Source organism: Salinivibrio sp. YCSC6 (assembly GCF_004916735.1).
Taxonomy (GTDB): domain Bacteria; phylum Pseudomonadota; class Gammaproteobacteria; order Enterobacterales; family Vibrionaceae; genus Salinivibrio; species Salinivibrio proteolyticus.
This window is the reverse complement of sequence record NZ_CP039516.1, coordinates 227,000-239,445: the sequence shown is the minus strand read 5'-3', so window position 1 is coordinate 239,445 and position 12,446 is coordinate 227,000. Positions and strand designations below refer to the sequence as shown.

General features: G+C 52.5%; 10 protein-coding genes. 1 reads left to right on the top strand and 9 read right to left on the bottom strand.

Translation table 11 applies throughout. The features are described 5' to 3' along the window. Complete coding sequence (locus E8E00_RS01085; protein ID WP_096630096.1) at positions 1-2,631, top strand: glycosyl hydrolase family 18 protein; 2,631 nt, start codon at positions 1-3, stop codon at positions 2,629-2,631. 77 nt (positions 2,632-2,708) lie between these two features. Here E8E00_RS01085 and rlmB read toward each other — a convergent pair whose 3' ends face one another. The 9 genes from rlmB to hfq all read right to left on the bottom strand — a co-directional run bounded on the left by rlmB (position 2,709) and on the right by hfq (position 12,388). Next, positions 2,709-3,443 (bottom strand): 23S rRNA (guanosine(2251)-2'-O)-methyltransferase RlmB, encoded by a 735-nt coding sequence (rlmB, locus tag E8E00_RS01080; protein ID WP_077457597.1) that lies wholly within the window; start codon positions 3,441-3,443, stop codon positions 2,709-2,711. Between the two features lie 3 nt (positions 3,444-3,446). Continuing rightward, positions 3,447-5,942, bottom strand: a complete 2,496-nt coding sequence (gene rnr, locus E8E00_RS01075; protein WP_069589703.1) for a ribonuclease R — start codon at positions 5,940-5,942, stop codon at positions 3,447-3,449. Positions 5,943-6,150: 208 nt separating this feature from the next. Beyond that, on the bottom strand, positions 6,151-6,771 hold the full coding sequence (locus tag E8E00_RS01070) for a tetratricopeptide repeat protein (protein ID WP_069589705.1): 621 nt from the start codon (positions 6,769-6,771) through the stop codon (positions 6,151-6,153). 201 nt (positions 6,772-6,972) lie between these two features. Then, complete coding sequence (locus E8E00_RS01065) at positions 6,973-8,271, bottom strand: adenylosuccinate synthase (protein ID WP_069589706.1); 1,299 nt, start codon at positions 8,269-8,271, stop codon at positions 6,973-6,975. A gap of 125 nt (positions 8,272-8,396) precedes the next feature. Further along, a complete protein-coding gene (locus tag E8E00_RS01060; RefSeq protein WP_069589707.1) occupies positions 8,397-8,582 on the bottom strand; it encodes a DUF2065 domain-containing protein in 186 nt (61 codons plus the stop codon). A 98-nt stretch (positions 8,583-8,680) separates the two neighbouring features. Beyond that, entirely contained in the window at positions 8,681-9,571 is an 891-nt protein-coding gene (hflC, locus tag E8E00_RS01055) for a protease modulator HflC (RefSeq protein ID WP_069589708.1), read from the bottom strand. Between the two features lie 2 nt (positions 9,572-9,573). Further along, positions 9,574-10,740: an FtsH protease activity modulator HflK gene (hflK, locus tag E8E00_RS01050; protein WP_069589710.1), complete on the bottom strand. Its 1,167-nt coding sequence runs from the start codon at positions 10,738-10,740 to the stop codon at positions 9,574-9,576. A 49-nt stretch (positions 10,741-10,789) separates the two neighbouring features. After that, positions 10,790-12,082 (bottom strand): ribosome rescue GTPase HflX, encoded by a 1,293-nt coding sequence (hflX, locus tag E8E00_RS01045; RefSeq protein WP_069589711.1) that lies wholly within the window; start codon positions 12,080-12,082, stop codon positions 10,790-10,792. Positions 12,083-12,109: 27 nt separating this feature from the next. Further along, entirely contained in the window at positions 12,110-12,388 is a 279-nt protein-coding gene (gene hfq / locus E8E00_RS01040) for an RNA chaperone Hfq (RefSeq protein WP_069589712.1), read from the bottom strand. Positions 12,389-12,446: the final 58 nt, after the last annotated feature.

Sequence of the window (12,446 nt, the reverse complement as noted above, 5' to 3'; positions counted from 1 at the left end):
ATGAAGCCAATGACCCTACTCTCTCTGGCGATTGCTGGGGCACTGGGTGCCAGCCACGCCGTGGCGGCCCCCTCAACCCCAAGTTTGGACTGGAAACCACAAAACTATTCTTTTGTTGAAGTCGACGAATATGGTCGCGGATCGTACAAAGATCTCGTGCAACGCGTGGATGAAGTCCAAATTGAGATTAAATGGAATGCGTGGTCCGGTGATGGCGGTGACAGCTACAAGGTGTACTTTGACGATCAAGTCGTCAATCAAGGCACCTTACCGGCAGGAACCAAATCCGGCATTGTCACTTTTCCCTATGACAAAGGCGGCCGCCACCAGCTTAAATTCGCCTTGTGTGAAGGCGGCGTGGATGGCCAGTGTGCCACCAGTGCCGCCAAACCCATCGTGATCGCAGACACCGACGGTGTGCACCTTGACCCACTGCCGATGAATGTCGACCCCAATAACAATGACTACCCCAAACAGCCTGATACCGTGGTGGGGGCATACTTTGTCGAATGGGGCATTTATGGCCGTAACTTCGATGTCAGTCAGGTGCCTGCGGGGAATCTCACCCACATCTTATATGGCTTTATCCCCATTTGTGGCCCCAATGAGTCATTAGGCGACATCGAAAATGGCAACAGCTTGCGCGCGCTGGAGCTTGCCTGCCAAGGCTCAAAAGACTATGAAGTGGTGATCCATGACCCTTGGGCAGCGATTCAGAAAAAACTGCCCGGCACACCAGCTAAAGATCCAATTGGTGGCACTTACGCGCAAATGATGGCACTCAAGCAGCGCTACCCGGATCTGAAAATTCTCCCATCCGTTGGCGGCTGGACCCTATCAGACCCCTTCTATGATTTCACCGACAAAGCCAACCGTGATGTCTTTGTTGCCTCGATGAAAGAGTTCCTACAAACCTGGAAGTTCTATGATGGGGTCGACATTGACTGGGAATACCCAGGCGGTGGCGGTGCCAACCCAGATTTAGGCAATCCCGATAAAGACAGCCAAGCCTACGCGGCCTTAATGCGTGAGCTGCGTGCGATGTTGGATGAGCTCGAAGCCGACACGGGCCGTGAGTACCAACTCACCTCGGCCGTCGGGGCCGGTTATGACAAAATCGCCAACGTCGATTACAGCGCCAGCGCGCCGTACATGGATTACATCTTTGCCATGACCTACGACTTTTTCGGCGCATGGAATAATGTCACCGGTCACCAAACCGCCATTTACTGCGGCAGCCATATGAGCGCCGATGAATGTGATGGTACTGGTGTCGATGATAACGGCGAGCCCCGAAAAGGTCCTGCCTACACGCTCGATAATGGTGTGCAATTACTACTCGAAAGCGGCGTGCCACCAGAAAAAATGGTGATCGGTACCGCGATGTACGGCCGTGGCTGGGAAGGCGTTTTCCCTGCCAATGCAACCGATCCTAACAACCCGATGACCGCCCCCGGTAACGGCCCAATCAAAGGCAGTACCGCTGATGGTATTTGGGAAGCGGGCGTGATTGACTACAAAGGCGTCGTCAAATCAATGCTCGGCAGCGCGGGGAACGGTATCAATGGCTTCCAACCCGGTTATGATGAGCAAGCTGAAGCGGCCTACGTTTGGAACCCAGACAACGGCAAGCTAGTCACTTATGACAACCAGCGCTCGGTCAAAGCCAAAGGCCAGTATGTACGCAACCACAACTTCGCCGGTTTGTTTGCTTGGGAAATCGATGCCGACAATGGCGATATCCTTAATGCGATGCACGAGGGCTTAGCACAGGATGGTCAACCACCTGTCAATAGTGCTCCTACCGTCACCCTTGCGCAGCAAAGCTATACGCTGGCACCCGGATCGTCGTTAACCATTGCCGCCAATGGGCGTGATCGGGATGGCGATACCCTGACCTATCGCTGGCAAGGCGATACGGCGCTGACCCTGACTAATAGCGACACGGATTCGGTCACCGTGACCGCCCCCGATGTGAGTACCAGCACCGATTATTCCCTGTCGGTGACGGTATCGGATGGTCAAGCCAATGCCGAGGCCAGCACGACTATTAAGGTGGTGGTACCGGGTGAAAACCAAGCCCCCACCGTGGCACCTATCGCCCCTGTTAGCCTGAAAAGCGGTGAGCAAACCCGCGTGACGATTGAGGCAAACGACCCAGATGGCGATACACTCAGCTACACCTACCGTGCATCCGGCGATCTGGCCGTTGCTGGCAGCGGTGATCAGGTGACGCTGACCGCGCCCACCGTGACGGAGAATCGCGACTATGTGGTCACGGTCGAGGTCAGCGATGGCGACAAAACCACGCAAGCGCAATTCACGGTAACCGTGACGGCGGCCAGTGGCTTACCAACGTGGGATGAAAACACCGTGTATGTCGGCGGCGATCGCGTCCTGTATCAAGGGGTTGAGTATCGCGCCAAGTGGTGGACCAAAGGCCAGCGCCCAGACCAAGGCGATCCATGGGAGCGCGTCGGGGATAGCCAAGCCAACCAAAGCAGTGAATGGCAAGCGACCGTTGCTTATTCCGGTGGCGATGAAGTTGAATATAACAACCAACGCTACCAAGCCAAATGGTGGACGCAAGGCGAAAAGCCGGGTAGCGCCGCGGTCTGGCAATTGCTGTAACGGTTTTTCACTTCCCTCAATGACAAAACGCCCCAACAGGGGCGTTTTTCTTCAGCGGTGGACAAGAGACAAGGCACTTAACGACGCTGACGCACCGCTTCATACAAACAGACGCCAGTTGCCACGGACACGTTCAAGCTCGACACGCTACCCGCCATTGGGATCCGAATCAGCTCATCACAGGTTTCACGCGTCAAACGGCGCATGCCATCTCCTTCTGCGCCCATCACTAAGGCGAGCGGCCCCACCAATTTGGTGTCGTAAACATCATGATCGGCCTCACCCGCCGTGCCCACAAACCACACGCCCTGCTCTTTGAGCGCACGCATGGTTCGCGCTAAGTTGGTGACGCGCACTAAAGGCACGACTTCAGCGGCGCCACAGGCGACTTTTCGCGCCGTAGCATTGAGCTGAGCGGATTTGTCTTTCGGGACAATCACTGCACTGACTCCCGCCGCATCCGCGGTACGCAAGCACGCCCCCAAGTTGTGGGGGTCAGTTACCCCATCAAGCACCAGCAGCAAGGGACTCTCGGTATTGGCGAGGATCGCCTCCAAGTCATTTTCGTTATACTGACGGCCCGCTTTGACACGTGCCACAATCCCTTGGTGCGACGCACCTTGGGTTTTGTCGTCTAACGCTTTGCGGCCGACTTGCTGAATACTGATCCCCAGCATCGCTAATTCGTTTAGTACAGGCACCAAGCGTTCGTCTTGACGGCCTTTTAGCACCATCACGTCAATAAAGCGAGATGGATCAGTCGCAAGCACGGCTTGGACGGCATGAATGCCGTAAATGGTTTCATTACTCATGGGTTACTTCTTTTTCTTGACCGCTTTAGGTTTTTGCTTCTTCGCCTTTTTCTTGCGTGCTTTTTCCGCAGGCGACTTACCTTTGCCCTTCTTGCCTTTTTTCTCTGCAGGGGCCTTGTCTTCTTCAACGCTAGGCACGGCGCCACGTTTCAGTTGCTGACGCACGGACATTCGCTCACGACGGGCTTGTGGGTCTTTATTCGACTCCGCACGGCCTTTCTTGCGTTTGTCACGGGCTGTTTTCCCCGGGCGACGGGCTTTGCGCTCAGAGCCTACCAGCTCAAAGTCGATTTGTCGCTCATCCAAGTTAACGGCTAAGACTTTCACGGTCACCTGATCACCGAGTCGGAACACGCGTCCCGAGCCTTCACCGACCAAGCGTTGACCCACCATATCAAAGCGATAGTAATCATTATCAAGGTTGGAAATATGGACCAAACCGTCGATGTGTAACTCATTGAGGCGAACAAAGAAGCCAAAACCAGTGACATTGGCAATCACGCCTTCCAACTCATCACCAACGTGATCTTGCATGTATTCGCACTTAAGCCAATCAGCCACATCACGGGTAGCATCATCAGCACGGCGTTCGGTTTTCGAACACTGCTCGCCGAGCACATCCATATCGTCAAATGAGTAATGGTAGCCACCGGTCGGGGTCCAACGGTCTTGGTTTTTACCCGCTTGTTTGGCAATCAAGTATTTGAGTGCACGGTGCAACAGCAAATCCGGATAGCGACGAATAGGCGAGGTAAAGTGTGCATATTGCTTGAGTGCCAAACCGAAGTGGCCTTGGTTATCCGCTTGATACACCGCTTGCTTCATCGAGCGGAGCAACATGGTTTGGATCAGTTCACTGTCAGCGCGACCATGTACCACATGCATCAGTGCCGCGTAGTCTTTCGGCGTCGGCTCAAGGCCGCCGCTGAGACTCAAGCCTAACTCGCCTAAGAAATCTTTAAAGCCACTGAGGCGCTCTTCGCCCGGCGCTTCGTGGACACGATAGAGTGCTGGCTCTTTGTGTTTTTCCACAAAACGCGCCGACGCGATATTGGCCAAGATCATACACTCTTCGATGATCTTGTGCGCATCGTTACGCTCCACCGGCACAATACGGTCGATTTTACGCTGTGCGTTGAAAATAAACTGGGTTTCCACCGTCTCGAACTCAATCGCCCCCCGTTGTTGGCGAGCCTCACTGAGCACTTTGTACATATCGTGCAAGGTCTCTAAGTGCGGTACCAGAGAACGGTAGCGCTCACGCAACTCCTCATCGCCTTCAAGGATGTGAGAGACCTTGGTATAGGTCAGACGCGCGTGGGAATTCATCACCGCTTCGTAATGCTTGTAACCAGATAACGCACCTGACTCAGAAATCGTCATCTCACACACCATACACAAGCGATCGACTTGCGGGTTCAGCGAGCATAAACCATTGGAGAGCACTTCCGGCAACATGGGCACCACTTGATTCGGGAAGTACACCGAGTTACCGCGGTTTTGCGCTTCTTTATCCAACGCCGAATCAGGTCGCACATAGTAGCTGACATCGGCAATCGCCACCCACAGACGCCAGCCGCCCGAGCGTTTACGCTCGCAATAGACCGCATCATCAAAGTCGCGGGCATCTTCACCATCGATGGTCACCAGTGGCAAATCACGTAGATCGACGCGGCCCTCTTTGGCTTTTTCTGGTACTTCCTCACTCAAGCTTTTCACTTGCTTGAGGACCGCATCCGGCCATTGGTGGGGAATATCGTGGGTGCGCATCGCAATTTCGATTTCCATGCCGGGCGCCATGTTCTCGCCCAGCACTTCAACAATCTTACCGACAGGATTGGTTTGTCGAGTCGGGCGCTGCATGATCTCGACCACCACCACATTGCCCATACGCGCACCTTGGGTTTGCTCTTTGTCGATCACGATGTCTTGACCAAGACGGCTATCATCGGGCACGACAAAGCCCATGCCATCTTCCACAAAGTAACGGCCCACGATTTGACCTTGGCGTGCCTCGAGCACCCGTACTACACGGGCTTCTTTGCGGCCTCGCTTATCGGTGCCAACACCTTGTGCCAAAATCACATCACCGTGCATCACGCTACGCATTTGATGGTGCGGTAACATCCAATCATCGTGATTGCCTTTGCCTTCTGGGCGCAGAAAGCCAAAGCCGTCTCGGTGACCGATGACAGTGCCTTTAACCAAGTCTAATCGCTCGGGTAAGGCGTAGCACTGACGACGGGTAAACACCAATTGGCCATCACGCTCCATAGCGCGCAGGCGTCGACGTAAGCCTTCATACTGTTCATCACCGGCGAGCCCCAAGTGTGCGAACAGATTGTCTCGACTTACCGGCGCTTTAAAGCTGCGTACGACCTCAAGCAGGTGTTCACGGCTAGGGACGGGATTGTCATATTTTTCTGCTTCACGAGCTTGGTGCGGATCGGCCGCAATGCCTGTGGGCGTATTTTTTGTCGAACCTGTGTCTTGCGACATAGACCTTTTCCTATTGGCGTATGTTGATTTCATTATATCTGTTAACTGACGCTAATGCGCCGCGATGATCGCAGTTTGACGTTTTGTTTCAGCGTCTTGCTTGTAAACAACGAGAGGAATATGGCGCAGGCACCATATCGAATCAGATTGGAAACAGATGAGTGGTAGCGAGTATAACGAATTTGTGTGACAAAATCGCTTATTGTGCTTACCAATAACTGGTGCGACGTTTGGCGCGCGCAATAATGTTTTGTGGCATACGCGCTTCTAGCGCAGCACGCAGCTGAGCAATCCGGTTGCGGGTTTGGGTGTCCGCGGTAATAGTTTGGTACAACCAACGGTATGCATCTTCATAATCGAGCGGCGAGCCGACATCGTCCACTAGCAGCTCAGCCAGTAAGATGCGTGCACGCGTATCCCCCAGCGAAGCCGCTTCACGCAGATAAGGAATGGCTCGGCGCTGGTCCTGCTGGACGAGCGTGCCATTGGCATAATAGCGTCCCAGCTGCTCGAGTGCCGCGGGCAAGCCTTGTTGTGCCGCCAGCTTCATGTAGTAAACACCCAGCTCCGCATCCTGATCCACACACACGCCCCACGCCAGCATATCACCATATAAAAACTCATAGGCGGGCGATCCAACACGGGTGGCACGGGCTTCAATATCTTGGATCAATTGGCACTCGTCCTGCTTCACCCGTTCAAGGTGAGAGTTAGTTTCGAACAAGGCAATCAATTCGCTCTCTTCATACACAGGCACAGCGGGGCCGACGTCCGCTTTGGCCGCTGCTGTTGACAACAAAAGAGAAAAAACTAGCGTTCGAAACTTCATGCCTACTCGCTATCAAAACAAAAAACTAAGCAGCAGCGTCAGGGCTACCTGTGCCTTTTTTGTATCGGCGCTATGTGAAATGACTTTAGCAAAGGCGGCAAGTTTTTTCCGCTATCGCGCGATCTCGATTCCAAGCTGGGCGAAAAAAGCATTAAAAAAGCCAGCGACAAGGCGCTGGCTTTTATCATTCAAAGCAATTGCTTATTCAGCAAACGGATGTACTTTGATGATGGTTTCGTTACGGTCAGGACCGGTTGAAATAATATCAATCGGCACACCGGTCAGCTCTTCGATACGCTTGATGTAATCGAGCGCCGCTTGCGGCAGTTCGTCGAGAGATTTCACCCCAAAGGTGTTCTCGCTCCAACCAGGCATGCTTTCATAGATAGGCTCGATGTTTTCGTACGCGTCAGCGGCCAGAGGGGATACCTCAACGGTTGAACCGTCTGCCATCTTGTAACCGGTACAAATTTTGATTTCTTCCAAGCCGTCCATCACGTCAAGCTTGGTCAGACAGAAACCTGACACTGAGTTGATTTGTACTGCACGACGCATCGCAACCGCATCAAACCAACCACAACGACGTTTACGGCCGGTAGTCGCACCGAATTCGGCACCTTTAGTACCAAGGTGCATGCCAATCTCATCATCCAACTCAGTCGGGAATGGACCCGCACCAACACGCGTACAATACGCTTTAGCAATACCCAAGATATAGCCAAGGTGACGCGGACCAAAACCAGAGCCTGCAGCAACGCCGCCGGCAGTGGTGTTCGACGAAGTAACGTACGGATAAGTACCGTGGTCGATGTCTAGCAAGGTGCCTTGTGCGCCTTCAAACATGATTTTGTCACCACGTTTGCGGGCATCATCAAGTTCTTGAGTCACGTCCATCACCATACCAGTGAGGATGTCCGCTTGCTCCATGACTGTCGCCAAGGTCTCTTCATAGCTCACAGGCTCAGCCTTGTAGAAATGCTCAAGCTGGAAGTTATGGAATTCCATCACTTCTTTTAGCTTTTCAGCAAAGGCTTCTTTGTCGAACAGATCGCCAACACGCAGACCACGACGTGCCACTTTATCTTCGTATGCAGGCCCGATACCGCGACCGGTCGTACCGATGGCTTTCTTACCGCGTGCTTGCTCACGTGCTGCGTCAAGCGCAATGTGATATGGCAGGATCAGAGGACAAGCTTCTGACAGGAATAGGCGCTCACGAACCGGCACACCGCGCGCTTCCAGCTCACCCATTTCTTTCAGCAGAGCATCCGGCGACAGCACAACACCGTTACCGATGATACATTTAACGTTGTTGCGAAGGATACCAGAAGGAATCAAGTGTAGGACGGTTTTCTCGCCGTCGATGACAAGAGTATGACCAGCATTGTGACCGCCTTGGTAGCGAACCACGTATTTAGCGTCTTCAGTCAAAAGATCAACGATCTTTCCCTTACCTTCGTCACCCCATTGGGTGCCGAGAACTACTACGTTATTACCCATCTTTTTCGATATGCAGCTAGTTAAAAATGGATTCTAGCACCTTCAAAAAACGGTTGCAGTTATTTTTTAACCATAATGTCGTTTTCTTACCATGGGCTTGTCACGTCAAGCTGACAGCCCCTTGATTAACTCAAGAGGTAATAGGCCAATACCGCACCGATCACCACCAAGCAGCCTCCGATACGTCGCAACTGATTATCCGGCTGTTGGCTCAGTTCAGTCACCATTTGTCGCCATTGTTTAGGAAATAACATGGGCCCCAACCCTTCGACCACCAATACCAGCGCAAGCGCTCCCCATAATGTCGTCATGATTCATCCTCCTACATTGAATCTTGCTGTGCGCGATAAGCCGAAGACAAAAAAAAGACAAGGCGCAGTGCCTTGTCTTTTCTCGCGGTTATTGCGGTTTATTTATTGATCACGTCAGGCTGCTTCATGTATTTGAAGAAGTCACTTTTCGGATCAACCACCAGCATATCGCTCTTACTGTTAAAGCTTTTACGATAGGCTTGTAGCGAGCGTACAAAGCTATAAAACTCAGGCTCTTTCTTGAACGCGTTAGCAAACAGCTTCGCCACTTCTGCGTCAGCTTCACCACGGGTGATCCGCGCTTGACGCTCTGCTTTAGACAGAATAGTCGCCACTTCTAGCTCAGCTTGCGCGCGAATAATTTCCGCTTGCTCACGCCCTTGTGCACGATGACGACGGGCAACCGCCTCACGCTCAGCACGCATACGTGCATAAATAGACTCACTGATTTCACTCGGCAGGTTGATACGCTTGATACGCAAGTCAATCAACTCAATACCCAAATCACGTGAACCTTCGCTCGCCGCACGATCAAGGACACTTTTCATGACCTCATCACGCTTTTCAGACACGATTTCTTTAATGGTTTTGCTACCGATTTCGGCACGCAAGCCATCCGCGACACGACGCTGCAACAACGACTCGGCAGTCAGTTTGTTACCACCACCAGTGGACAGGTAATACTGGCCAAAGTCTTTGATACGCCACTTCACGTAAGAGTCAATAATGACGTCTTTTTTCTCGGCGGTAACAAAACGGTCAGCACGGTCATCCATGGTTTGGATACGCGCATCGAGTGTGTTGACGCGATCAAACAATGGCAGTTTGAAATGCAGACCCGGCTGATAGATTTTCGCCACGTCGTTATCCGTTTTAAGCACGCGCCCAAAACGGACCACGATGCTACGTTCGCCTTCACTCACCACGAAGATCGACATCAAAAAGACAACAACGGCTAGGACGACAACAGGGATCATCATCTTACGCATGCTTAGTATCTCCCTTCTCGTGATGAACCAGAACGCGGCGCCGACTCTTGCTGGGTTGGCTGTGCGCTTTGTTCAAGCTCAATACCATATTGGCTGCTCGACGTCTCTTTACGCTGGTTCGGTCCAACGGCTGCGCCTCCCATTAGCTTATCGAGTGGGAGATATAACAGATTGCTGTTGCCGCTTTGCGAATCCACCATCACCTTACTGGTGTTGCTGTAGACTTCTTCCATGGTCTGAATATACAGACGGTTACGCGTTACGCGTGGGGCTTCACGGTACTCAGGCAAGAGTTTCTCAAATTGAGACACTTCACCTTGTGCTTCGTTAACCGTACGCTCTTTGTAACCCAATGCGGCTTTTTTCAAGGTTTCCGCACGACCGGTTGCTTTTGGCAATACGTCATTACGATACGCTTCAGCTTCACGGATAAAGCGCGCTTCATCCTCTCGTGCTGCAATCGCATCATCAAACGCGTCTTTCACTTGCTCCGGTGGACGCGCATATTGGAAGTTCACATCCACCACCAACAGTCCCATGTCGTACTTGTCGATGATTTTGTTGAGTTCCACTTGGGTACGCTCACGCACTTCTTGACGACCACGGGTGATGATATCGTCCATCAAGGAGTCACCGACTACCGCACGAAGCGCTGAATCTGTCGCTTGACGTAAGCTATCGTCAGCATTGGTGACGCTGTAAAGATATTGCTGTGGATCCATCACGCGGTATTGCACGTCCATTTCAACGTTCACCACGTTCTCGTCTTTGGTCAGCATAAGACCCGAGCTGTTCAGAGAACGGATAGATTCAACGTTAACGGTGCTGACCGTGTCCACAAAGGTAGGTTTCCAGTTCAAACCAGGCTGCACGATCCGGTCATATTGTCCAAAACGCAGCACCACACCCCGCTCGGCTTCGCCGATGGTGTAGAACCCAGAGATCCCCCAAACAATCGCGCCAATCAGTGCAAGTACACCTAGACCGGCGACGCCTCCCCCAAAGGATGGGCCTTTGCCTTTACGGCCTCCGCCGCCTAAGCCACCGAGTTTGCGGCTTAGCTTGTTAAATAGTTCATCAAGATCCGGTGGGCCTTGATTCCGGCCACCACGATTGCCCCAGGGGTCTTTATCGGGACCGCCATTGTTTCCTGGCTCATTCCACGCCATTCGCGCTCTCCATCAAATTGATCTGACGATAGTTTTTTACTTTAGCAGCCTAGTCGCTGACGATAAAGTCGCCAAGGTGACTGCCTTCTCTTTTTTCCAGCCGATACCAATCTGTTTGTGGCAAACGCACATCAACGAGTAAGTGACCATCGTCTTGGTACTCCTCGTGCACAATGCAGCGCATCTGACAAAACTTACTGTGCATTCGGCCCGCCATGCTTGGTGGCAACCGCAGGCGATGTTTCACCATAGTGCCAGCCAAACGCTCGGTGAGGGCTTCAAATATCAGCGAAATTCCTTGTCCGGATAGCGCCGAGACCCATACCGCTTGTGGGATCCCCTCGTCGTCTCGTTCAATACGAGGTTCAGCGCGTTCTAGACTATCGATTTTATTCATGACAATCAGACGAGGCACATCAGCGGCGTCAATTTCTTCTAGCACGCTGTTGACCGCTTCCATATTGTCACGGTACCTGTCATCACTGGCATCGACCACGTGCAGCAGCAAGTCCGCTTCTTGGGTTTCTTGCAAGGTTGCTTTAAATGCAGCCACCAAGTCATGCGGCAGGTGGCGAATAAAGCCCACCGTGTCGGCAAGAATTGAGGGACCAACATCCTCCACTTCAATCCGGCGTAAGGTCGGATCTAGGGTGGCAAACAACTGATCCGCGGCATACACACCCGCTTCAGTGATGCGGTTAAATAACGTTGATTTCCCAGCGTTGGTATAGCCTACGAGTGAGATAGTGGGCACTTCCGCGCGCGCTCGCGCACGACGCCCCTGCTCTCGCTGCTTGGCGACTTTTTCCAACCGACGAAGAATCGCTTTTACGCGATCTCGCAATAATCGACGGTCAGTTTCCAACTGGGTTTCACCCGGCCCGCGCAAACCAATCCCACCTTTTTGCCGCTCAAGGTGAGTCCAGCCTCGCACCAAACGCGTTGACAGGTGGCGTAGCTGGGCCAGCTCTACCTGCAACTTACCCTCATGGGTGCGTGCACGTTGGGCAAAGATGTCGAGGATCAAGCCGGTTCGGTCTAATACCCGACACTTAAACAATTGTTCCAAGTTACGCTCTTGCGCCGGTGATAATGCGTGATTGAAGATCACGACATCGGCACCGACTTGGCGTACGGTGTCAGCGACTTCTTGCGCCTTACCCTCACCGACAAAATACTTGGGATGTGGTGACTGACGGCTGCCGACAACAACTTGCAAGGCATCGACACCCGAGGACGACACCAGCATTTGAAACTCGCTGAGATCGTCCCACTCGCCATCATGGGTAAAATTGATATGAACGAGTACAGCCTGTTCACCGGCCTCGTAACGGTCAAACAAGCAAACAGCTCCTTAGCAAATGAATGCTCACTCCTCAGGTTTATCCTGCTGACGATCACCGTGTGAACGCTCGGCAGAACCCTGGTTATTGTTATGGTGGCTGACTGGACGTGCAGGCACGACGGTTGAGATCGCGTGCTTATACACCATCTGGTTAACCGTGTTTTTCAGCAGAATCACGAATTGATCAAACGATTCAATCTGGCCTTGTAACTTAATGCCATTCACCAAGTAAATGGAAACGGGAATACGCTCACGACGTAGCGCATTTAAGAATGGGTCTTGTAATGATTGCCCCTTAGCCATTATTTCTTTTCCTTATTTGTTTGTAATTGTAGTCAATCTAAGCGGTTAAGCAGCGTCC

Bases quoted from the DNA above. Each gene is read 5' to 3' on its own strand.
- E8E00_RS01085 (WP_096630096.1), top strand. From the start codon at position 1: ATGAAGCCAATGACCCTACTCTCTCTGGCGATTGCTGGGGCACTGGGT.
- rlmB (WP_077457597.1), bottom strand. From the start codon at position 3,443: ATGAGTAATGAAACCATTTACGGCATTCATGCCGTCCAAGCCGTGCTT.
- rnr (WP_069589703.1), bottom strand. From the start codon at position 5,942: ATGTCGCAAGACACAGGTTCGACAAAAAATACGCCCACAGGCATTGCG.
- E8E00_RS01070 (WP_069589705.1), bottom strand. From the start codon at position 6,771: ATGAAGTTTCGAACGCTAGTTTTTTCTCTTTTGTTGTCAACAGCAGCG.
- E8E00_RS01065 (WP_069589706.1), bottom strand. From the start codon at position 8,271: ATGGGTAATAACGTAGTAGTTCTCGGCACCCAATGGGGTGACGAAGGT.
- E8E00_RS01060 (WP_069589707.1), bottom strand. From the start codon at position 8,582: ATGACGACATTATGGGGAGCGCTTGCGCTGGTATTGGTGGTCGAAGGG.
- hflC (WP_069589708.1), bottom strand. From the start codon at position 9,571: ATGCGTAAGATGATGATCCCTGTTGTCGTCCTAGCCGTTGTTGTCTTT.
- hflK (WP_069589710.1), bottom strand. From the start codon at position 10,740: ATGGCGTGGAATGAGCCAGGAAACAATGGCGGTCCCGATAAAGACCCC.
- hfq (WP_069589712.1), bottom strand. From the start codon at position 12,388: ATGGCTAAGGGGCAATCATTACAAGACCCATTCTTAAATGCGCTACGT.